The sequence below is a fragment of the Enterococcus sp. DIV0755f genome (assembly GCF_051713725.1).
Taxonomy (GTDB): domain Bacteria; phylum Bacillota; class Bacilli; order Lactobacillales; family Enterococcaceae; genus Enterococcus_D; species Enterococcus_D casseliflavus.
This window is the reverse complement of sequence record NZ_JBIOQL010000001.1, coordinates 3,212,998-3,233,794: the sequence shown is the minus strand read 5'-3', so window position 1 is coordinate 3,233,794 and position 20,797 is coordinate 3,212,998. Positions and strand designations below refer to the sequence as shown.

Sequence of the window (20,797 nt, the reverse complement as noted above, 5' to 3'; positions counted from 1 at the left end):
GTGAAGGATGAATGAAACGTGGTCTGTCGCTTGTTCTTTTTTTGTTTTTGGTTGCTGTACCCGCTCTCATTGTCAATCCTTTCTTGACAATAGATAGGTACCTATGTAAAATGGAGAGCGGACTTTTAATTAGGTACCTATCTAAATAGTGAAGAGGCGAAAGGAGCTGAAGGTCGATGGTTTCCGAACAAGAAATCGTGGAACGATTGTTTGAAGTGTATAAATTAAATCGGCGGTATGCGGAACAAAAATATGGGCGTTTTATGCCAGGTCGGGGACAGTTCAATTGCCTACTGGTATTGGACGAAAAAGGGACGTTGACCCAAAAAGATCTCGCCGCGTATTTAGCGATTCGCTCGACATCCACTGGCGAACTACTAAAAAAACTGGCTGAAAAAGGGCTGATCCAAAAAGAAGTCGATCCGAAAGATAAACGCAGCCATCTGATTTCGCTGACGGAAGCGGGCAAAAAAGAGGCACAGCGAATGAAAGAAAAACGCAGTAAGGCGCACCAAGAAATGCTGACCTATTTGACGGCAGAAGAAAAACAAGCCTTTGGTCAAGCCTTAGCAAAAATCGAACAGTTTTATCTTGAGAAGGAGGCGGACGTTGATTGAGTGAAACAGTCCAACGAACGGAACGTCAGCGGACGCTGATTTTTATTAATTTAATGATTACATGTATTGCCGTATCCATGTTGGCGACCGCCTTGACGACGGCTTTACCCGCCATTGTCACTGACCTGCAGATTTCCGTCACTACGGGACAATGGCTGACTAGCGGTTATTCCTTGGCGATGGCGATCGTTATGCCCTTGACGGCATATCTTATGAATCGTGTGCCAACCAAAAAGCTGTATCTCGCTGCCTTAGGAATTGCGTTGGTGGGCTTGCTGCTTTGTGCTGCAGCACCCAATTTTCTAGTCATGATGCTTGCTCGTATTTTGCAGGCCGTAGGCAATGGAATCTTGACCGCAATGGCGCAAGTGATTCTCTTATCGATCTATCCGATCAATCGTATTGGTGTCGTGATGGGCTGGTATGGACTATCGATCACCGCGGCACCCGTGATCGCACCGACTCTTGCTGGGGTGATCGTGGACCGTTTGAACTGGCATGCGATTTTTTATATCGTTGCCGTGATCGTTTTGATTTCACTGATTTGGGCCATAAAGGTTTTTGATGATGTGTTGCCAGTAAGCAACAGCAAATTTGATCAGACCTCTTTTGTTTTGAGTGCCTTCGCCTTTGGTGGGATTACTTTAGGTTTTGGCAATATCGGCAGCTATGGCTTTTTCAGCTTACCCGTTTTAGGAACCTTAGGGCTCGGTTTGGTAGCTGGGATCTTCTTTGTCTTCCGTCAGTTAAGAGCGGAAACTCCATTTTTGGATCTGCGGGTCTTAAAAACAAAAGAGTATGCCATCAGTGTCTTTGGCAGTATCATGCTTTACTTGGTCTTGATGGGTTCGGCGATGCTGATGCCGCTATACGTGCAGTCGATTTTAGGCAAATCAGCGACGATCTCGGGATTAGTCGTTTTGCCAGGCTCACTGGTCTCGGCTTTCTTAAGTCCCGTGGCTGGGCGAATCTATGACAAAGTCGGCATCCGTCTGTTGACGCTTTTTGGCGGCGGTTCACTGGTCTTGAGCAACATCGGCATGTATTTTATCCATATGCACACGGGTATTTGGGTAGCAGTGGTTTTGAACATGCTGCGCTGTGCCGCCACAGGCTGTTTGTTGATGCCCTTCGTGACGTGGGGAAATAAAAATATTCCGCCGCAACTGACGGCGCATGGAACAGCGTTATTGACTTCTTTGCGAACGGTGGCAGGCGCCATCGGGACAGCATTATTTGTCGGGATCATGAATAGTGTGGCGCAAAAAAGCACGACCTTAACAGGAACAAGTGCATTGCTTCATGGGATGAATGTTTCTTTCTTATTGATGACGATCGCTTCTGGACTGCTGTTTGCAACGGGGCTATTCTTGATTCGTGATCAGAAACCAGAAGCCGTTTGGCTAGAAGGGGCAGAAGAACCACTGGAATAAAGAGGGGCACCTTTCTTTGAAGGGTACTTTTCTTGATTTATTTCATGAAACTCTATGAAAAACCAAAAAATTCGATATAATAAGATAACTTATGGTTTAGGAGGAGTATTTTTTTTCATTAAAGGCTTGCTTTAATGGAAAAAAATCAGGGAGAAAATGAAGAATAAAGGCGTTTATTTTGGATTGTCTGCCTATGTCTTGTGGGGCTTGGTCACACTATATTGGAAAATAATCGTTGGGGTTTCGCCATTAGCAACGATGTGCTACCGAATCGTGTGGTCCTTTGTTTTTATGGTGTTGTTTATCGTGCTTTCTGGGAAGAAAACGCAATTTTTACAAGAAGCGCGTCTGCTGTGGAAGAACAAAGCATTTGCTGGACTGATCGTTTTAGCTTCTGTGCTGATCTCCATCAACTGGTTCACCTTTATCTTCGCGGTGAGTGCGGGCCACGTGATGCAAGCCAGCTTAGGCTATTACATCAATCCGCTAGTCAATGTCTTGTTAGCGACCGTTTTTTTGAAGGAACGTCTTAGTCGTACTGGCATGCTGGCGTGTCTGCTGGCAAGTATCGGGGTGATCTTATTATCGATCCAAACAGGAACGATTCCTTATGCCTCACTGATCATGGCCTTTTCCTTTAGTACGTATGGCTTGATCAAAAAAAGAATCCCCATTAGTTCGGTTACTGGGTTAACGATCGAAACGATGGTGATTTTCCCCTTTGCCCTCGTGTATATTTTAGGATTTTCAACCGTCGGCTTTATGAATTATCCCTTGCAAACCAATCTCTTATTGATGGGTGCTGGGATCGTGACGGCTATTCCGCTGCTGCTGTTTGCGGAAGCTGCGAAAAATGTTTCTTACATTACGCTTGGGTTTATTCAATACGTCAACCCGACAATCATGCTTTTGTTAGCCATCTTTTTGTTTCACGAAACCTATTCACTGGCCCAATTTTCCGCCTTTGCGTTTATTTGGCTGGGGATCGCTGTCTTCACCTATGGTACGTTAGGAACGGCGATGAAAGAGCGGCGCATGGGACAGCAAAGAAAGCAACTTTGATACATCAGGAATGGCTGCAGCTGGGCCGTTCCTTTTTTTATTAAAAAACAAAGCATTTTAGGTAGTGAAGGATGTTGCAAGGAGAACCCTTCAATGGTATAACAAAGGAAAAACCCGTTGTAGAAATTCTGCTTGAAAAGGGTTGCATCTGCCACAGGGGTGTGTTATTATTCTTTCAGTTACAAGGATTGTTACTGTTCGGCAGGCAAAACCAGAATTGACCGCAGCGCGCTAACGGGGAGATTCTAGGTTTTTTTATTTTGGAGTGAGGGAAAGCGATGGTTATTGGAAAAATTTTAAATAATAATGTCGTCATCTCGACCAATGATGCCGGTCAGGAAGTGATCTATATGGGTCGCGGCATTGCGTTTAAGAAAAAAGTCGGCGATCCAGTGGATGAAGCCTTTGTCGAAAAAGAATTTGTGTTAAAGGATACCTTTACTGCAAATCAGTTTCAGCAATTGTTTTCAGACATTCCTGTGGAAGAAGTCGAAGCCGTCAAGCAAGTGGTGGATGATGCGGAAGCATCCTTGGGGATCGAGCTGTCGCCAAATATTTATTTGACCCTGACCGACCATATCCATTATGCGCTGGTTCGGGCACGTGAAGGCATTGAGCTGCCGAATCCATTGTTGTTTGAGACCCGCAAGTTTTATCCGAAAGAGTATGCGGTTGCAGCAGATGCCGTTGCTTATTTTGAAAAAGTCTTCGGGATTACATTGCCAGAATCGGAGATCGGCTTTATCGCCTTTCATATCGTCAATAGCGAACAAGCCAATGGCACGATGGAAACCACGATGCAAGCGGTAGAAATCGTACGTGACGTACTGGCGATCATCAGTCGCTTTTATGGACGAGTCTTTAACCCAGATTCCTTGAATTATCAACGGATCACCACGCATTTGCAGTATTTTGCGCAGCGTTATTTAAGCGATGAACTTTCAGGGGAAAAAGATGAGTTTTTATTTGCCCTTGTGCAATCGAAGTACCCTAAAGCGTTTCAAACGGTCCAACGGATCAACGAGTACTTGATCAAAACCTACGACAAATCGATCGGTGAATCAGAAATGATCTACTTAACGATCCACATCGAACGTGTCGTCAATGATCAAACCAATTAACATTCAATCATTAACGGATTGTTACTGTCAGGCAGGCAATACCCAGATTGAAAAGACAACAGTCAGCGAGGAAAAGACTCGTTGGACGGTCGTTTTTTCAATCTGGGTTTTTTTATTAAAAAAGGAGTGTTGAAAAAATGAGTTCAAATAAAGAAATTGCAGTTCGCGTCCTTGATGCGGTGGGCGGCAAAGAAAATGTCAACAGCGTGGTGCATTGTGCGACCCGCTTGCGTTTCAAATTAAAAGATGAGCACAAAGCGGATACGGCACGCTTGAATCAAGACGACGATGTTATCCAAGTCGTTCAAAGCGGCGGACAATACCAAGTGGTGATCGGCAGTCATGTCAGCGACGTTTACCGTGAATTGAATGGAGTAGCGAACTTTGATGGCGAAACAGACAGCAAAGGCGACAAAGGCAATTTGTTGAATCAACTGGTGGATATTATTTCGTCGATCTTTACGCCATTTTTAGGCGCAATGGCAGGTGCCGGGGTCTTAAAAGGATTCTTGACGCTGGCAGTCACCTTGAATTGGTTAGCAGCTGATTCTGGGGTCTACACCGTATTGTATGCGATTGCCGATGGGCTGTTTACCTATTTACCAGTGATGTTGGCTTTTACTGCAGCGAAGAAGTTTCGTACCAATGAATTTCTAGCGGTTTCCTTAGCGATGGCATTGGTTCATCCAAATATTACCGCTTTGGCTGGACAAACGTTGAGTTTCCTAGGCTTACCGGTCATTATTGGTGCGAGTGCTTATACGTCTTCCGTCATTCCGATTATTTTAGCGGTCTTTTTACAAAGCTATGTGGAGCGTTTCTTTAAAAAAGTCATTCCTAGCTTCTTACAGATCATCTGTGTACCTTTAGCGGTCTTCTTGATCATGGCGCCATTGACCTTTATTGTCGTCGGTCCACTAGGAACGATTTTAGGAAACTTGTTAGGTAGTGCTTACGACAGCATTTACCACTTTAGCCCACTGATCGCTGGGGCTGTCATGGGTGGTTTATGGCAAGTCTTTGTGATGTTTGGCATGCACTGGGGCTTTGTACCGATCATGATGTTGAATCTCAGTCAAACCGGTGTCGATACGATGGTGCCGATGCTGTTGCCAGCTGTCCTTTCTCAAGGGGGTGCAGCGCTAGCAGTATTCTTTATGACAAAAAATGTGAAATTGAAAGGGTTGGCCCTTTCTTCAACGATCACCTCAATTTTTGGGATCACAGAACCGACGGTGTATGGGGTAACCTTGCCTTTGAAAAAACCATTTATCGCCGCGTGTATCAGTGGTGCCCTCGGTGGTGCCTTCATTGGCTTCAGCCAAGTCGAAAACTATACCTTTGGGTTAGTCAGCTTACTAAGTCTGCCGTCCTTTATCCCACAAGATACGAAAGATCTAAGTGGTCTGATCGCAGCTTCAATCGGAACGGCTATCGCTTTTGGCGCCGCGTTTGTCTTGACCTTCTTCTTACGTTTTGAAGATCAGCCAGCAACCGATGCCAGTGCAGCACCGGCAAAAGAGTCAGTTACACCCACAGATAGTTCGTCTAAAGAACGTGTGATCCTCAGTAGTCCGTTAGAAGGCAAAGTGGTTCCCTTAGCAGAAGTCAAAGACCAAGTCTTTTCTTCTGGTGCATTAGGAAAAGGCATCGCCATCGAACCGACCGTCGGGGCTTTATATGCGCCAGCAGATGGCACCATCACGACGCTCTTTCCTACCGGCCATGCCGTTGGTTTGACCACTACGGATGGAGCAGAAGTCTTGATGCATATTGGTATGGATACCGTGGAACTAGATGGCAAAGGCTTTGAGGTCTTTGTTAAACAAGACGATCAAGTCAAACGCGGTGATTTGTTGGTGAAGTTTGATCTAGATACGATCAAAGCAGCCGGCTTATCCACGATCACACCAATCGTTGTGACGAATACCCCGCAATATTTAGATGTGATGGATATGAATCAATCCGATGTCTTGCAAGGAGAAGACTTCTTAGCCATCGTAAAATAAGCAAAAGAAACCCGATCCTCGACTGAATATCAGCAAGGATCGGGTTTTTTGTAAGAAAATAAGGCGCAGTTTCCCTTCTCGCTTGCCTTATTTGGTGGCAAACGCTTGTCACAGCGCGAGTTAAGGGCAAGACCAACATCAGGAACGCCTACTCAGGGAAAACCCGAACATTCTTGGGGACTGTTCCTTACACATGGCTTAAATTTTCGGCAAGCGACTCTAAAGCGGGGAAATCGAGAATTGCATAGCCCTGTTTTTGTTTTTCGATCAGCTTGTCTTCCCGAAAGCTGGTAAAGGTTCGCAGCAGGTGGCGATAGCTGACATTCAAGATTGCGGCACAGGTGGTCAACTGAAAGGAAAAGTGTTGATTTTCTTGATGCGCAAGAATAAATTTGGCCAACCGTGTCTCTACAGGTTCCGTCAATGAATTCGCTAAGTTGATCCCCGAATTCAAGCGGGAACTGAGCAACTGACAGATGGTTTGCAAAAAGCGGACGTCTTGTTGCAAGGTGTTGCGGTAGCGATTCAAAGGGATGCAGACACAGACGCAAGCAGAAGCGGCTTTGACACTGCTTTTCGGCAAGAGTTCCCATAAAGAGGAAGCTTCTCCTAAAGGTGCAGCTGGCTTGGCGTAATCAATACAAATCGTTTGGGTATCCGAAGAGAAGGAATAGACCATCACGGTTCCTTCTACGAGAAAATACAAGTATTCAGAAGGCGTACCCGTTCGAATCAGGTGCTCTTCTTTTTCAAAGGAATGCAAAGTGGCCATCGCTAACAAATCATTGTCCATATAAGATTGCAGATCGAAGGTGTCAATGTAATTACTGAGGCGTACGGTATCATCGATTTTTTTCATGGAAATCAGCCACTCCTGAATGGTTTTCTTTAAGTATAGCTTAGTTCCCCTTTCGACTCAACACGAACGATAAATAAAATCTAATGTAAATTGTATGTAAAAATAAGGTAAAATAGGACATGTGTCACTTCATTTTGATGGGATACTTGGTATGATTTGAATGTAAGAAAGCGTCAAACCATTAGGAGGAGAAAAAATGCCATTGAAACGAATTGTTAAAGGAATGTTAGGAATTGCGTTAGTTGCCGCATTGACCGGCTGTGGGAATGGGAGCAGCAGCAGCGACAGCAGTGCCGCAGCCGAAAAAGAAAAGCTGGTGGTACAATTCGTACCGACCAATAATGACGGCTCGATGCAAGCCAAAGCAAAACCGTTTGCTGAGTATTTATCAAAAAAATTAGACCGTGAAGTAGAAGTAACGTTAGCAACGGATTATTCGACGATCGTAGAAGCGATGGCTTCTGGACAAGTTGATTTAGGGATCATGCCGCCAGCCGCTTATGTTCAAGCCAAAGACATGGATGCAGCTGAAGCGATTTTGACTTCTCAATTAGGTGCTTATGATCCAGAGACGGGCTTGCCATTAGAAGGGGAAAAAACCAATACCTTCAAAGGGGAAATCTTGGTCCGTGCGGATAGCGATATGACAGAATTGACGGACTTAAAAGGGAAAAAAATCGCCACATTGAGTCCAAACTCTGCCAGCGGCTATATTTACCCAGTTGCCGAGTTGAAAGATGCAGGAGTTGATCCAACGACGGATGCTACATTAACGACGGTGAATGATATTCCAAGTGAGATCACTGCAGTCTTGAATGGTCAGATGGACGCCGCCTTTGTGTTCCAAGGGGCACGAAATGTCTTTGCATCAAGCTTTCCAGACAACGATTTATTCAAAGACCTAAAAGTCCTTTACTTGACTGAAGGGGATATTCCAAATGACGCCATTGCCGTCCAACCATCAATGGATGCTGAACTAAAAGAGCAGATCAAAGAAGTGTTCTTGAACATGGCAGATGATGAAGAGGGTGCCGAAGCAATGAGCTTGTGGGGACACCAAGGGTATGAAGAAGCAGCAGATTCTGCTTACGATACCATTCGCGATTATACACAACGAGCAGCAGAGTAAAAAATCAGGGATTGCGGTAGAAGGATAACGGGACACGGAGATGTGCAGCGATTTACTAGGGGAATAGGTGGAATACGCAGTACCAGTGCATTTTTTAGTGAAATAGACCGTGACCGATTGGGGAAACTTTGCCGCGGTCCCTACATAATGGAGAAAACAGATGATAACTTTTGAGAATGTATCCAAAGTCTACCCAAATGGGGTCAAAGGATTACAGAACATAGATGTAACGATTGAGCAAGGTGAATTTGTGGCCATTATTGGCTTGAGCGGTGCTGGTAAGAGTACCTTTTTACGCTCAATCAATCGCTTAGTGCCAATCACTGAAGGAGATATCCGGGTAGACGGCAAATCAGTCACGAAAGCCAATAAAAAAGAATTGCGCTTGATTCGTCGACAAATCGGATTGATCTCGCAAAGCTTCAATTTGGTCAAACGCAGTACCGTTCAAAAAAATGTTTTGTCTGGGCGTTTGGGGTATTACGGGACCTGGAAAAGTATTTTAGGGTTGTTTACGAAAGAAGACTACGAAAGAACGAAAGAAGCGCTAGCGACTGTCGGCTTGTCAGACAAACTGCAAACGAGAAGTGACCAGTTGAGTGGGGGGCAACAGCAGCGGGTATCCATCGCCCGTGCCTTGGTCCAACAAGCGCCGGTGATTTTAGCAGATGAACCTGTGGCATCACTAGATCCCATCACGACAGAGAAAGTGATGGAGGATCTGAAGAAGATCAATCAAGAAATGGGCAAAACGATTGTCATCAATCTGCATTCGATTCCCTTGGCTCGTCAGTATGCGACAAGGATCATTGCCTTAAAAGCAGGTGCGATCGTTTTTGACGGCAACGCAGCCGCTTTGACAGATCAGCGTTTAGAACAAATCTATGGCAAAGCAATTTTTGAAGAAAAGGCAGGAGAAATCGATGAAACTGAAAGAAACAGTTCATTTTAATTGGTACAAACACCTGCTGCTGGTTCTTTTATTGCTGCTCTTTTTTCAAAGTAGTGCCTGGATCACAGGGGCTGATTTTGCACAAGTGTGGTCGAATCGCAGCCAGATGACGGCTTTCATGGCTCGCTTTTTGCACCCAGACTTTAGTTATCTACCGCAACTGATGATGCCCTTGATCAAGACATTGCAGATGTCCTTTTTAGGCACCGTTTTAGGAGTAGTCGCAGCGATACCGGTGAGTCTGTTGGCGACAACAGTCGTGACAGAAAGCCGTTGGGTCTCGGTGCCGATGCGTTTTCTCTTAGGGCTGGTGCGGACGATCCCCAATCTATTGTTGGCGGCATTGTTCGTAGCGATTTTTGGAATCGGTGAAGCCACTGGTGTTTTGACCATCGCGGTCTTTACCTTTGGTATGGTTTCACAGTTGATGTTCCAAGCGATCGAAACCATTGATTTTGCGCCGATCGAAGCAGCAGCGGCGGTAGGAGCGAATAAATTTCAAGTGACCGGTTGGGCGATCATTCCCCAAGTCATCAGCCAGTTTGCCAGCTATACTTTTTATGCCTTTGAAGTCAATGTTCGAGCTTCGACGGTGTTAGGGTATGTGGGTGCTGGCGGGATTGGGGTCATCTTGAACGCCTCATTGGCATTGTTGAATTATGAGCGGGTCTCGATCATTATCTTGACGATTTTGCTGACGGTAGCGATCGTTGATTTTCTCAGTGAGCGGGTAAGGAGGTCTTTCCTATGATGATCAGAGAAGTGAAGAAAACGACTTGGCTGTTATGGGGGCTCTTTGCTGTTTTACTAGTTTTATCCGCTGCGACGCTGGATTATTCTGGATTAAGCACCTTTTCCTTAGCGATGGGAAGAGATGTCTTGCAAGGGCTGAGTCAGCCAGACTGGTCCTTCTTTTATGACGGCAGTGGGGAAGATCTGTGGAGCTTGTTGTTACTGACGATCGGGATCGCTTGTCTAGGAACGATGATTGCAACAGTCTGCGCGATTCCAGTGACCTTGCTGAGTGCCGCCAACCTATGGACCTCGACTCCCTGGGTCGCAAAAATCGGCAAAATGATCTGCAATATCTTGCGGGCATTTCCCGAGCTGGTTTATGCGATTATTTTTGTCCGTGTGGTAGGTCCAGGACCTTTTGCTGGAGTTATGGCGATCGGTGTCCACCAGATCGGTATGCTGGGCAAGTTGTTTACCGAAGAAATGGAAGCCATGGATGAGCGCTTGACGGAAGAGATGCAAGCAGTCGGTGCCAATTTTTGGCAGACGATGTTTTTCGTGCGGGTCCCCTACTTAGCACCCATCTATAGTTCCTTTGCATTGAATCATTTTGAAATTGCGGTCCGCAGTGCGGCAACATTAGGGTTAGTCGGTGCTGGCGGGATCGGTGCACCATTGATTTTTGCTATTCAAACCAGAACCTGGAGCAAGGTAAGTATTATTTTGTTGGGCGTCGTTGTGACCGTCTTCTTATTAGACCAGTTGACTGGAATCATCAGAAAGAAATTGAGATAAACCTATGAATGTATTGCATATATCAGATATCCATTTTCGAGAAAGTTACCTGCCTTGTGAAGAAGGGTATCAAGGAATGCTGGCAGCCATGCAAAATCCTTTGATTCCTCTTGAAGAGTGTATCCAAGATGCCAAGGCGCGAGCAGCGATCGATTTGGTGGTGATCAGCGGCGATTTGACCGAAGATGGCGCGCCTGCCGATTATGCCTCTTTGAAGCAATATTTAGAAAAAGCCTTTGGCTCAGTGCCCATCGTAGTAACGCTAGGTAATCATGATATCAAACGGCATTTTCGCCAAGGCTGGCAAGGCAAGTCAGTAGAAACCGCCAGTGATACACCTTTTAATCAAGTCTATGAAACGGAGACATTGGCGATCGTGACTTTCGATAATTCCTGCTATGGCTATGCCGACGGTATCGTAGATGAGCGGCAGTTTGAATGGCTGCAAGCCACGCTGGCGCAGCTCAAAGAGAAAAAGATCGTTTTTGTGACGCACCATCATTTGTTGCCTTATCAAGCAAGCACGCCGGCATGGGCCGGTGCCAATCGTTTGGTGGCATTATTGCAGCAGTATCAGATCTCTTGTATTCTCAGTGGACATACCCATCATGCATTTACGGGAACGATCGCAGGGATTCCTTACTATACTGTGGCAAGTATGTCGTTTGTCGGGGAAGATGAAGGCGAGGGGATGGTCCGTTTTGAAGAACGCTATGGATACAATTTGTATCGTTTTGAGGAAGGCGCGCTGGTTCATCAATCCTCAGAAAACTATCGACCGAACCGCGTATTGATGCGGGTCAACATGCAAGGATAAAAAACAGACGTTCCGTCAACGCTGAATTTAGCAGCAGGAAAGGAACGTCTGTTTTTGTGCAAAAAAGGCTTAACCTTGATTGCCAAAGGTTTTGACAACTTCAATCGTGCCGTCGATATGGAAAAACAAGGTATAGTTTTCTTCGGTTTTGATACCGTCAAAGCGGCGAGCATAATAGGTGACTGCGTCTTTGAAGGTTTGTGGGGGGACACCTAAAAAATCAGCGCATGCCGCCAACGTTTTGCAGCCTTCTTCAAAACAAGCGATGATATCATAGGGCGTGACCACGATCGCAGAACCAATGTCACGGGCTTTGCGTTCTTGTTTGCGTTTTTCGTTGGTATCTTGGGCGGTAATGTCGCCAGCACTGGTCAAATAATGACCGATTTCTTCACCGATGGTGCTCAAGAGGTCTTCTTGTGATTGGTCAGGGTTCAAGTAAATATGGTGATCGATGTACAATCCTTGCTGACCATCAGGCATATTCTTATCGAAAATAAAGTGCAAGTCTGGGTAGGCGGCCATCAGTTCTTCTACTTTATCCATTTCCATCATTCCTTTTGGGCGTGCCGCTGTTTTATAAATTCAATATAGCTGAGGATATCTTCCATCTGCTCATCGGTGACGTCATCATCAATATGGGCCGCAACGGTTTGAACTTTTGCAGAGGGCTGCGTAAAGCCTGCCGGGACTTGTCTGCCTAATAAAAAATCGGTGGATACTTGAAAAATCTCCGCGAGTTTGACGATGGTCTCGCCATCGGGTTCGTTACGATCATTTTCGAAATGCGAGTACGCTGCGCGGGTGATTCCCAGCTGATCTGCGATCTGCTGTTGGGTTTGGTTGGTTCGTAGTCTGAGTGTTCTTAGCCGTTCGCCAAGCATGAGTGATCGCCTCCTTTTTTGTAGTATAGCACGTTGGATATAATTTGTATCTATTTTTGTGTTATTTGATATAAAAAATATCACATCAGTTGACGATACGAATCGTATCTTTTATACTGGAAACAGATGATATGAATCGTATCGAAAAGAATGGGGGAGGATCATGGATACATCGATCGTAACAGTTGTCTTGCCGTCACTCATTACTGGTGTACTTACTTATTTGGCTACCCGAGTATCCAGCAAAGCGAATTTGGAACAAACGAATATCGAAAATGCCCAAAAGCTTTACCTAAAATATGAACAGATCAATCAAGAATTGACCCATAAAATCGATCAGTTAGAAGAAGAAGTCCAAAAGACCGCCAAAACCTACCAAGAAGAAGTTTTGGTCTATCAAGGAAAGCTTGCTACTGCCCAAAGCGAAAGGGATTTTTTGCGGGCAGAAAACCAGGTGCTGAAAGAATTACAGCGAGGGAATCAAGTGCCTGTGGCGCGTGAAGAGAAGCAACATTCAGCCGTTGGCTAATAGAAAAAAACTGCTTATCCATCAATAAGCAGTTTTTTTCTAGTTTTTATTCTTTAATTGATCATTTGTTCATTCACGTAGGCAGCATAAAGCGGGTGATTGTTGATCAATTCTGCATGGGTACCTTGACCGGTAATGGTACCTTTTTCTATAAAGTAGATTTGATCGGCATCCACGATGGTCGACAAGCGATGGGCGATCACTAATGTCGTGCGCCCTTCCATTAGATGATCCAACGCCCGCTGGACCTTTTCTTCCGACTGAGAATCTAGGCTGGCGGTCGCTTCATCGAGCATCAGCAGCTTGGGATCCCGCAAGAATGCTCGAGCGATGGCGATCCGTTGTTTTTGACCACCAGATAGTTTGACGCCGCGTTCGCCGATTTGTGTTTCTAGTTTTTCGGGGAACTCTTGGACGAACTGATCGGCATAAGCCAATGCCAGCCCTTGCCACAATTCCTCCTCTGACAGTGTTCGGCCCAATCCGTATTGCAAGTTTTCCCGAATCGTACCAGCAAAGACCGCACTGTCTTGGGAAACATAGCCGATCTGTGCCCGCCAGTTTTGCAGATCAATGTCAGCTATCGGCTGATCTCCAATCAGCAAGCGCCCGCTGGTGGGTTCATAAAAGCGTTCCAGTAATGCAAAAATCGTGGATTTTCCGCCGCCGCTTGGTCCTGCAAAAGCAATCACGGTGTTGGGTTTGGCTTCAAAAGAAATATTTTGCAAAATCGGCCGTTTGGGATCGTAACTGAAATCGATTTGTTCTGCCCGTAAGATTGCTCCATCGATGGCGGCTTTGGGTGCTGCCTGGATCGGCTCCAGCGGCGTATCCAAAATTTCTTGGATCCGTTCCGTAGCACCCATCGCTTTTTGGACTTGTGAAAAGAACATCGCAAACGTCGTCACAGGCGCAATAATATTAAAGAGATACAGTAGAAAAGCGATCAATGCGCCACTCGTCAAGGTGCCGGCTTGCACACGGATCGCGCCATAACCGAGGATTCCTACGAGTAAGCCCAGCATGGCCGTCGTCATGATTGGCTGCAAAATCGCACTGACTTTCGCATCCTTGACCCCGAGGGTAAAAATTGCCCCAATGTTGCGCCGACCGTTTTCTTGTTCACTGGCTTCTCCGTTGCTGGCTTTGATTAAACGGATCTCCGAGAGCTTTTCGCTGGCGTCCGCATTGAAATCGGCGGTCGCTGCTTGCAACTGGCGTCCTAGTTTCGACATGATCTTGCCGATTGGCCACATGATCAAGGTGATCAAAGGCACCGCACTGAACATGATCGCAGCCATCTTCCAGTCCATCAAAAACAAGATGATCATCGAACCGATCAATTGGATCAAGCCAGTGACAAAGCTGGGAAATTGCGAGGTGACTAGTTCTTTGATCACTGACGTATCATTGACGAGTCGCGAACTGCTTTCCCCCGACTTGTGGTCATCAAAATAGCTGACTGGCAAATGCAGCAGATGTTTCCAAAGACGTTCCCGCAACGTTTTCACAGCACTTTCTCCCACATAGCGCAAGAGAAAGCCGCCTAAAGTCCCTACGCCTAATTGCAGCACAAAGGCTAGGATCAAAACGACCAGCATGGAGGTGCTGAACGTGGGGGTGCCGCTGGCATCGACCAGTGTTTTCGTCAGCTGCGGCACGACCAAACTGGCGGCACTTGTGATCAGGCTAAAGAGCATCCCTAAAAGAAACAAGCCTTTCTTAGGATTGACACTGACGATCAGGTGGATAAAGTCTTTCATTTTAAATTTGTTTTTGTTCACTGTTGGTGTCGTTGTTTCCATTCGTTTTCCTCCGCAGCAAGCAAGATGGCTCACCGCTTTTTCTTTTTAATTAGGTGTTATTAGAAATCCTGCCAATCCTCCTCGGCTGCTTCGTCTTTAGAAGCGGAAGTCGGTCTTGCTTTGCGGTCTTGTCTAAACCCGTAGGCATCAAAAAAGTTGCCTTTTACCCATGTGTACCGTGGATCATTCGCCTCGCTACTATCAAATGGCCCAAACGGCCCAAACGGCTCAAATGGTCGATTGCCAACCATGCCGCGATGTCCAGGAAACGGCATTTGCCGCATGGCTTCCTTGATCTGTTTTTTCATTTTGCGTCGCTCATCAACGCCCATTTCTTGCCAAGTATCTTTCATTTGTTGCCTCATTTTTCGGCGCTCGTCATTCGTCATTTCCTGCCAATTTCCGCCCCATTGCTTCATCATTTCTTCCCGAATCTCTTGCATGGCTTGCAAACGATCCATTGGGTCAATAAAGCGTTGTGCCTGCTGTTGGAAGTCCGTCTCCCACCCAGCGGCGATGTTTTCAAGCAGACGAGCAAACTCGGTTTGATCCTCCTCTGAGAGCCCAGCAAAAAACGACTGACTGCTGGTGGCTTCTTTTTGTGCTAGTAATTTTTCCGCTTTTTTTCTTCCAGTTTCTGTCAGGTAGATTCGTTTGATCCGTTTGTCAGCAGCATCTTCTTTGCGATGAATATCGCCACTATTTTCCATTTTCTTCAATAGTTCCGCTAGAGAGCTTGGCCGTAGGTCTAAGACTTCTGCAAGATAACTTTGCACCAAGCCGTCTTCTAAATTTAATACGGCCAGGACACGTTGCTGTCCCGAAAGGCGCTGGTTGTTTTGACTCATAAAGGCATTGCTGGCTTCGCTGATAAAACGAAGCTGTTTCATTAAGTGGTCGGTCATTGTACTCATGGTGTACACTCCTTTTGGTTTATCGTTCGGTACCTAACTATATCGATGAGTTGATTATAGTTCGGTACCGAACGAATGTCAATAAGAAGCAGCTGAGATTTTTTTCTAACAAAAAGTAAGCAGAATGATTGACTTACTAAAAGTAAGTTTGGTATGCTGAGTCCATCGTTAAAGAAACCACAACAAAAGGAGTACAAAAGAATGGTCTTTGGATTTGGGAAAAAAGAACAAATAATTGAAAAAGAAGTAATTAAAGAGGTGTATCGCACCCCGGAAAAGAAAAAAGCGCAAAAAATCGGGATCATCGTTGGCAGTACGAGAGAAGGCCGTGTGAGTCCGCAAGTAGCCAATTATGTTTTACAAACAGCACGCGCGCATAGCGACCGCTCGTTTGAAATCATTGATATCAAAGATTATGACTTGCCATTTATGGGGACAGGTGAAGTGAACCAAGCGTGGAACGAAAAAATCGCTGAGTTAGACGGCTACCTCTTCATCGTACAAGAATACAATCATGGCATATCAGCTTCCTTGAAAAATGCGTTGGACAGCGCTCGAGAGGAATGGTTCAACAAAGCAGCAGCGATCGTCAGCTATGGTTCGGCAGGAGGGATTCGTGCCGCTGAGCAAGTTCGCTTGATTTTGGCGGAACAAAAAGTAGCCACGGTGCGCACCAATCCTGCCTTCAACTTATTTACTGATTTTGAAAACTTTGCCACCTTTACCCCTGGCGAGCATATGACTGCAGGAATGAACGACATGTTGACGGAATTATTGGACTGGGCAGACACATTTGCCAATCGTTAAAAAAACAAACGAAAACAATCTTAGGAGGAACCTATCATGAAATTTGGTATTATTTTAGGCAGTACAAGAGAAGGACGCGTAAGTCCGCAAGTCGGAGCATATATTCAAGAAATTGCTAATCAACGGTCAGAGCATCAGTTCGAGATCGTTGATGTAAAGGCATTTGATTTACCGTTTATGGGAACGGCTGAGCCAAACCTAGCATGGAACAAAAAAATTTCTGAATTAGATGGCTATATCTTTATCGTGCAAGAATACAACCACGGTTTTGCAGCTTCCTTGAAAAATGCCGTAGATTCTGCTCGGGAAGAATGGTTTGATAAAGCTGCTGGGATCGTCAGCTACGGTTCTGGCGGTGGGATTCGGGCCGCTGAACAATTGCGCAACGTATTAGCTGAACAAAAAGTTGCCACCGTGCGGACCAACCCAGCCTTCAACTTATTTACTGATTTTGAAAGTTTCAGTACCTTCAAACCCGGTGAGCACATGGCTGCGGGTGTCAATGATATGCTAGATGAATTATTGTTGTGGTCAAAAGCTTTTGCAACGATCCGCTGATCTGTTTTTAAGACACAATCATTTATAAGCGATCCTTTGCTGTTTCATCCCATGGATGGAACAGCTTTTTTGGCGTCTGCCAAGCAAGGGTTCGATTGGCAAGGGTGTTTCACTGAAAGAAAGACCAAAAATCGGGTATACTAGAAGAACAGAAGCTGCGTGCAACAGCAATCGATTTTTTTCCAAAAACCTGCACGCTGCCAGTAACAGAGGAGTGAACAAGAGCATGAATCTACTTTTTGCGATTGATGATCGATTCAGTGAACAATTAAAAACAACGTTATATTCAATCAAACGTCATACGACAGTAGCATCCTTTGATGTCTATGTCTTACAAGAAAAAGAATTGAGCCATGCTGCAGAGCTGGAGGCTTTTTGTCAAAAGCTGGCGATGACCTATCATCCCATCATTATTGGTTCTGGCTCGATTTTTAAAACCGCGCCAGTCAGTGATCGCTACCCTGAGTCGATCTACTATCGATTATTGGCACAAAATTACTTGCCGCAGCAGGTGGAAAAAATCTTGTATCTGGATGCGGATATTTTGTGCATCAATGATTTGCGCCCCTTGTATGAACTGACGTTAGGGGATTTTCTGTATGCCGCCGCCAGCCATTCTAAGCTGACAGAAGTAACAACAGTCATCAATAAAGTCCGTTTGCGCAATTATGAGTCGGAAGGCTACTATAATTCAGGCGTTTTGCTGATGAATGTGCACCAGCTGCGGCAAGAGGTCAAAGAAACAGAGATCGCTGCGTTCATTGAGAAAAATCATTTGAACCTCTTTTTGCCAGATCAAGACATTTTGAATGGGTTGTACGGCGATCGGGTGCTGGCGATCCCTGATCAGCTCTACAACTATGACGTACGAAAAAACCGTACCTATGAAACGATCAGTTTAGGGGAATGGAGTTTGGATTGGGTCATCGAGCATACCGTTTTGTTACATTTTTGCGGTAAAGAGAAGCCATGGAAAAAAGGCTACCGCAGCCGCTACGGGGCCCTATACAAGTATGTGGAAAATGAACGACGGAAGTTTGAAGAAAAACAATCAAAGAGCGTATGATTAGAAAAGCTTTACTTGGACAAAAGACAAGTAAAGCTTTTTTTTCGATCATTTTTTGAAGGGAATTCTTGTAAAATCAAGTAGACGCATCTAGTTTGTTTCCGCATCGATAAGGAAACACCTTGTGTTCAAAAAGAAAGCGCTATCTATTATGATGACAGTATCAACCCATCGCAATGCTAAGTTAGTGAGCAACTTTTTTATTCAGCGGAAGAATGGTCAGAACCACGCATCATTTAGCAACTACTGAACATAGATAGTGAAATAGAGTGTCATCGTTAAGGAGGAAAACTATATGAAAAAAGCATTAATCATCTGTGCAGGCGGTATGTCTTCATCAGTCATTGCCAAAAAAACGACGGAATATTTTAAAGAACGAGGAGAAGAAATTGAACTAGATGCAACGTCTGCCTCTCAAGGAGCAGCCACGATCGCCAAAGATGAATACGACTTATACTTAGTCAGCCCGCAAACCAAAATGTACTTTGCGAATCTTGAAAAAGCTGCCATCAAGTACCAACGACCCATCGTAAATATTCCGCCCCAAGCTTATGTGCCGATACCGATGGGCATTGAAAAATTAGCTGCTGTGGTGGAGCAAAATATACAATAGTCGTTCAAACAAAAAGCTTCATGAGAATAGGTTGATGAAAAAGGTTGATGAAAAATGTTGAGTAAAAAAGAGATCATCATGCTAAAAATGCTTTACCAAAATCGCAACACGTATACCAGTAGTAAACAGATCGCAAAGCAACTGGGGGTTTCAGATCGGACTGCGCGCAAGTATGTTCAAGGGTTGGGGCTTATCTTGAAGAACCATAAGCTTGGTCAGATTTGTGCCAAGCAAGGGCAGGGCTATCGGCTAAACATCACCGACCAGCGTTCCTTTGATCGTTTTTATACTGAGAAAACCAACACCAGACCAACAGCTGCCGACCTTACGACGATCAATGAAGCCAATGACCGCCAATATTTTGTGTTAAATCAATTGTTATTTGGGCAAAAGCCTGTTTTTGTTGATGACTTGGCGGCGGATCTATGTGTTTCTCGTTCAACGATTTCCAACGACATCGTTGAAATCAAGCAATTGTTAAAGCCTTATACGATCGAGTTGAAACATCGAACCAGTCAGGGGATCTACGTTGCAGGATCTGAAAATAGTCTACGGCATTTCATCATGAATTACTTTTTCATGAATCGCCTGCAAGACAATTTGTATGCCTTCTCCATGTACAAACATCTATTAGAGGGGATAGCGATCGAGGAAATCGTGATCATCGTTTTGGATACATGCCGCAAGTATTTTTTGAAACTCTCTGATTTTATGATCTATACGATCGTCCTTCATATTGGTCTAGCAATAAAACGGCTGCAGGCGGGCTTTGAGATCCAGCTGCATCCACAAGAGGCAAACTTAGCGCAGGAAGTGGAATACCAATCAGCTTTAGAGATCGTCGAGAAGATCCGCCAACAGATGGGCATCGTCTTGCCACCTGAAGAGGCTTTCTATATCGCCATTCATTTAAAAAACAAACTAGTTTCTGAAACCATTCGTGAACAGATCGATTTAGACGATAACGAGGTCAAACAACAGCTGCTAGTCGTTTTACAAAAGATCGATCAAGAAACGGGCTTTTGCTTAGCCGAAGATCCCTTATTGATAGATGGGCTGATGATGCATATCACCCCCTTATTGCAACGATTGAATAACGGTACGAGCATGGAAAATCCTTTGTTAGAGACCATCAAAAAAGATTACAGTGACTTTTTTCAGCTAACGATTCGGCATTTTTCTGATGTTCCCTTCTTTGCCCCCTATAAAGTGACCGAAGGAGAGCTCGCCTACTTGACGATCCATTTGACTGCTGCGATGGAACGCTTAGCGAATCAGCAAAAAGCACGGGTCTTAGTGATCTGTGCAACAGGAATCGGTAGTTCACAAATGTTAAAAAATCGTTTGGAACATGAACTTGGTTCAAAACTCGTGATTGAAGAGATGATCAGCTATTACGAAATCAGTGAACAAAAACTAGCAGGGATCGATTTGATCATTTCATCTATCAAAGTACCAGATGTGGTTCTAAATATCCCCATCGTCACAGTCAGTGTTTTTTTAGATAAAAAAGATATCCAAAAAATCAATCGCCAATTGAAACAGTATAAAACGAAAAAACAGTACCGTAGCGTTCTGAAACAGCGACCGAAGACCTTGTCTGACAAAGAGCGGGAACTGATTGAGACTAGCTTTCGCCCAGAACTTTTTCTTTGGCTCGCCGAAGAGACCGATAAAGAGGCTGTTTTAGACCAGCTGCTGACGAGGATCGAAAGCGTGGAAAAGCGTGCGGTGAAAGAAGCGCTAGGCAAGCAGCTTGCTTTACGAGAAGCCTATAGCTCAGTAGCCTTTTCCGATCATTTGGCGGTGGCGCACCCTATTGAACCGATCACCAATGATGCTTATGCGGCCGTTGCTATACTAGAACAAGGCATAAAATGGGATGACGAGCATGACCAGATCCAGCTGATTTTCTTACTTTCCCCTGATCGATTGGGGCAAGTAGAATTGAACAAAATCAGCCAACTGTTAGTACCGATCATTGAAGATGAGTCATTTAAAGATGCACTCATAACAAGTGGTGATTTTGAACATTTTATGGAATGCTTTATCGGGTATCACCTAGGAACACATTTATCGCACATGTAAGGGA

21 protein-coding genes are annotated in these 20,797 nt (G+C 45.0%); 16 read left to right on the top strand and 5 right to left on the bottom strand.

What is annotated here, in order from left to right; translation table 11 throughout:
* Positions 1-176 precede the first annotated feature (176 nt).
* From IGI73_RS15005 to IGI73_RS14985, 5 genes are all read left to right on the top strand, one after another.
* The gene (locus tag IGI73_RS15005; protein ID WP_208769848.1) at positions 177-617 is read left to right on the top strand and encodes a MarR family winged helix-turn-helix transcriptional regulator; all 441 of its coding nucleotides are present in this window, start codon (positions 177-179) and stop codon (positions 615-617) included.
* Positions 614-2,050, top strand: coding sequence for an MDR family MFS transporter (locus IGI73_RS15000; RefSeq protein ID WP_236550388.1), 1,437 nt, complete (start codon positions 614-616; stop codon positions 2,048-2,050). The genes IGI73_RS15005 and IGI73_RS15000 overlap by 4 nt, the downstream gene beginning before the upstream one ends.
* 156 nt (positions 2,051-2,206) lie before the next feature.
* Positions 2,207-3,112 (top strand): EamA family transporter RarD, encoded by a 906-nt coding sequence (gene rarD, locus IGI73_RS14995; protein WP_005230654.1) that lies wholly within the window; start codon positions 2,207-2,209, stop codon positions 3,110-3,112.
* Between the two features lie 278 nt (positions 3,113-3,390).
* Positions 3,391-4,233, top strand: a complete 843-nt coding sequence (gene licT / locus IGI73_RS14990; RefSeq protein WP_123833966.1) for a BglG family transcription antiterminator LicT — start codon at positions 3,391-3,393, stop codon at positions 4,231-4,233.
* Between the two features lie 137 nt (positions 4,234-4,370).
* On the top strand, positions 4,371-6,242 hold the full coding sequence (locus IGI73_RS14985) for a beta-glucoside-specific PTS transporter subunit IIABC (RefSeq protein WP_208769849.1): 1,872 nt from the start codon (positions 4,371-4,373) through the stop codon (positions 6,240-6,242).
* A 187-nt stretch (positions 6,243-6,429) separates the two neighbouring features.
* On the opposite strand, the gene IGI73_RS14980 is transcribed toward IGI73_RS14985, so the two are convergent.
* The gene (locus IGI73_RS14980) at positions 6,430-7,101 is read right to left on the bottom strand and encodes a cyclic nucleotide-binding domain-containing protein (protein ID WP_086338763.1); all 672 of its coding nucleotides are present in this window, start codon (positions 7,099-7,101) and stop codon (positions 6,430-6,432) included.
* Between the two features lie 196 nt (positions 7,102-7,297).
* Here IGI73_RS14980 and IGI73_RS14975 point away from each other — a divergent pair, with 196 nt between their 5' ends.
* The 5 genes from IGI73_RS14975 to IGI73_RS14955 all read left to right on the top strand — a co-directional run bounded on the left by IGI73_RS14975 (position 7,298) and on the right by IGI73_RS14955 (position 11,529).
* A complete protein-coding gene (locus IGI73_RS14975; RefSeq protein ID WP_005230658.1) occupies positions 7,298-8,230 on the top strand; it encodes a phosphate/phosphite/phosphonate ABC transporter substrate-binding protein in 933 nt (310 codons plus the stop codon).
* 160 nt (positions 8,231-8,390) lie between these two features.
* Entirely contained in the window at positions 8,391-9,182 is a 792-nt protein-coding gene (gene phnC, locus IGI73_RS14970; protein WP_005230661.1) for a phosphonate ABC transporter ATP-binding protein, read from the top strand.
* Positions 9,154-9,933 (top strand): phosphonate ABC transporter, permease protein PhnE, encoded by a 780-nt coding sequence (phnE, locus tag IGI73_RS14965; RefSeq protein ID WP_208769850.1) that lies wholly within the window; start codon positions 9,154-9,156, stop codon positions 9,931-9,933. The genes phnC and phnE (IGI73_RS14965) overlap by 29 nt, the downstream gene beginning before the upstream one ends.
* Positions 9,930-10,712, top strand: coding sequence for a phosphonate ABC transporter, permease protein PhnE (phnE, locus tag IGI73_RS14960; RefSeq protein WP_010748972.1), 783 nt, complete (start codon positions 9,930-9,932; stop codon positions 10,710-10,712). Before phnE (IGI73_RS14965) ends, phnE (IGI73_RS14960) begins: the two co-directional genes overlap by 4 nt.
* A gap of 4 nt (positions 10,713-10,716) precedes the next feature.
* On the top strand, positions 10,717-11,529 hold the full coding sequence (locus IGI73_RS14955; protein ID WP_428207259.1) for a metallophosphoesterase family protein: 813 nt from the start codon (positions 10,717-10,719) through the stop codon (positions 11,527-11,529).
* A 69-nt stretch (positions 11,530-11,598) separates the two neighbouring features.
* On the opposite strand, the gene IGI73_RS14950 is transcribed toward IGI73_RS14955, so the two are convergent.
* Entirely contained in the window at positions 11,599-12,075 is a 477-nt protein-coding gene (locus IGI73_RS14950) for an ImmA/IrrE family metallo-endopeptidase (RefSeq protein ID WP_034858679.1), read from the bottom strand.
* A 5-nt stretch (positions 12,076-12,080) separates the two neighbouring features.
* Complete coding sequence (locus tag IGI73_RS14945; protein ID WP_015510522.1) at positions 12,081-12,413, bottom strand: helix-turn-helix domain-containing protein; 333 nt, start codon at positions 12,411-12,413, stop codon at positions 12,081-12,083.
* A gap of 163 nt (positions 12,414-12,576) precedes the next feature.
* Between IGI73_RS14945 and IGI73_RS14940 the strand changes: the two genes are divergently transcribed.
* Positions 12,577-12,942, top strand: a complete 366-nt coding sequence (locus IGI73_RS14940; protein ID WP_008380201.1) for a hypothetical protein — start codon at positions 12,577-12,579, stop codon at positions 12,940-12,942.
* A gap of 53 nt (positions 12,943-12,995) precedes the next feature.
* On the opposite strand, the gene IGI73_RS14935 is transcribed toward IGI73_RS14940, so the two are convergent.
* Positions 12,996-14,747, bottom strand: coding sequence for an ABC transporter ATP-binding protein (locus IGI73_RS14935; protein WP_208769852.1), 1,752 nt, complete (start codon positions 14,745-14,747; stop codon positions 12,996-12,998).
* A gap of 59 nt (positions 14,748-14,806) precedes the next feature.
* A complete protein-coding gene (locus tag IGI73_RS14930) occupies positions 14,807-15,661 on the bottom strand; it encodes a MarR family transcriptional regulator (RefSeq protein WP_086338759.1) in 855 nt (284 codons plus the stop codon).
* 201 nt (positions 15,662-15,862) lie between these two features.
* Here IGI73_RS14930 and IGI73_RS14925 point away from each other — a divergent pair, with 201 nt between their 5' ends.
* The 5 genes from IGI73_RS14925 (at position 15,863) to IGI73_RS14905 (ending at position 20,793) form a co-directional block, all read left to right on the top strand.
* Complete coding sequence (locus IGI73_RS14925) at positions 15,863-16,468, top strand: NADPH-dependent FMN reductase (RefSeq protein WP_010748988.1); 606 nt, start codon at positions 15,863-15,865, stop codon at positions 16,466-16,468.
* 36 nt (positions 16,469-16,504) lie between these two features.
* Positions 16,505-17,026 (top strand): NADPH-dependent FMN reductase, encoded by a 522-nt coding sequence (locus tag IGI73_RS14920; protein WP_086338758.1) that lies wholly within the window; start codon positions 16,505-16,507, stop codon positions 17,024-17,026.
* 226 nt (positions 17,027-17,252) lie between these two features.
* Positions 17,253-18,092: a glycosyltransferase family 8 protein gene (locus tag IGI73_RS14915; RefSeq protein WP_208769853.1), complete on the top strand. Its 840-nt coding sequence runs from the start codon at positions 17,253-17,255 to the stop codon at positions 18,090-18,092.
* A gap of 295 nt (positions 18,093-18,387) precedes the next feature.
* Positions 18,388-18,705, top strand: coding sequence for a PTS cellobiose transporter subunit IIB (locus tag IGI73_RS14910; RefSeq protein WP_142965281.1), 318 nt, complete (start codon positions 18,388-18,390; stop codon positions 18,703-18,705).
* 54 nt (positions 18,706-18,759) lie between these two features.
* Positions 18,760-20,793, top strand: a complete 2,034-nt coding sequence (locus tag IGI73_RS14905) for a BglG family transcription antiterminator (protein ID WP_208769854.1) — start codon at positions 18,760-18,762, stop codon at positions 20,791-20,793.
* Positions 20,794-20,797: the final 4 nt, after the last annotated feature.

What these genes read in the sequence shown, in the direction of transcription:
- IGI73_RS14935 (WP_208769852.1), bottom strand. Translation starts at nt 14,747, where the DNA reads ATGGAAACAACGACACCAACAGTGAACAAAAACAAATTTAAAATGAAA.
- IGI73_RS14980 (WP_086338763.1), bottom strand. Translation starts at nt 7,101, where the DNA reads ATGAAAAAAATCGATGATACCGTACGCCTCAGTAATTACATTGACACC.
- IGI73_RS14950 (WP_034858679.1), bottom strand. Translation starts at nt 12,075, where the DNA reads ATGGATAAAGTAGAAGAACTGATGGCCGCCTACCCAGACTTGCACTTT.
- IGI73_RS14915 (WP_208769853.1), top strand. Translation starts at nt 17,253, where the DNA reads ATGAATCTACTTTTTGCGATTGATGATCGATTCAGTGAACAATTAAAA.
- IGI73_RS14940 (WP_008380201.1), top strand. Translation starts at nt 12,577, where the DNA reads ATGGATACATCGATCGTAACAGTTGTCTTGCCGTCACTCATTACTGGT.
- IGI73_RS14975 (WP_005230658.1), top strand. Translation starts at nt 7,298, where the DNA reads ATGCCATTGAAACGAATTGTTAAAGGAATGTTAGGAATTGCGTTAGTT.
- IGI73_RS14955 (WP_428207259.1), top strand. Translation starts at nt 10,717, where the DNA reads ATGAATGTATTGCATATATCAGATATCCATTTTCGAGAAAGTTACCTG.
- phnE (WP_208769850.1), top strand. Translation starts at nt 9,154, where the DNA reads ATGAAACTGAAAGAAACAGTTCATTTTAATTGGTACAAACACCTGCTG.
- IGI73_RS14925 (WP_010748988.1), top strand. Translation starts at nt 15,863, where the DNA reads ATGGTCTTTGGATTTGGGAAAAAAGAACAAATAATTGAAAAAGAAGTA.
- IGI73_RS14930 (WP_086338759.1), bottom strand. Translation starts at nt 15,661, where the DNA reads ATGAGTACAATGACCGACCACTTAATGAAACAGCTTCGTTTTATCAGC.
- IGI73_RS14920 (WP_086338758.1), top strand. Translation starts at nt 16,505, where the DNA reads ATGAAATTTGGTATTATTTTAGGCAGTACAAGAGAAGGACGCGTAAGT.
- IGI73_RS14985 (WP_208769849.1), top strand. Translation starts at nt 4,371, where the DNA reads ATGAGTTCAAATAAAGAAATTGCAGTTCGCGTCCTTGATGCGGTGGGC.
- phnC (WP_005230661.1), top strand. Translation starts at nt 8,391, where the DNA reads ATGATAACTTTTGAGAATGTATCCAAAGTCTACCCAAATGGGGTCAAA.
- IGI73_RS14945 (WP_015510522.1), bottom strand. Translation starts at nt 12,413, where the DNA reads ATGCTTGGCGAACGGCTAAGAACACTCAGACTACGAACCAACCAAACC.
- IGI73_RS15005 (WP_208769848.1), top strand. Translation starts at nt 177, where the DNA reads ATGGTTTCCGAACAAGAAATCGTGGAACGATTGTTTGAAGTGTATAAA.
- IGI73_RS14910 (WP_142965281.1), top strand. Translation starts at nt 18,388, where the DNA reads ATGAAAAAAGCATTAATCATCTGTGCAGGCGGTATGTCTTCATCAGTC.
- licT (WP_123833966.1), top strand. Translation starts at nt 3,391, where the DNA reads ATGGTTATTGGAAAAATTTTAAATAATAATGTCGTCATCTCGACCAAT.
- rarD (WP_005230654.1), top strand. Translation starts at nt 2,207, where the DNA reads ATGAAGAATAAAGGCGTTTATTTTGGATTGTCTGCCTATGTCTTGTGG.
- IGI73_RS14905 (WP_208769854.1), top strand. Translation starts at nt 18,760, where the DNA reads ATGTTGAGTAAAAAAGAGATCATCATGCTAAAAATGCTTTACCAAAAT.
- phnE (WP_010748972.1), top strand. Translation starts at nt 9,930, where the DNA reads ATGATGATCAGAGAAGTGAAGAAAACGACTTGGCTGTTATGGGGGCTC.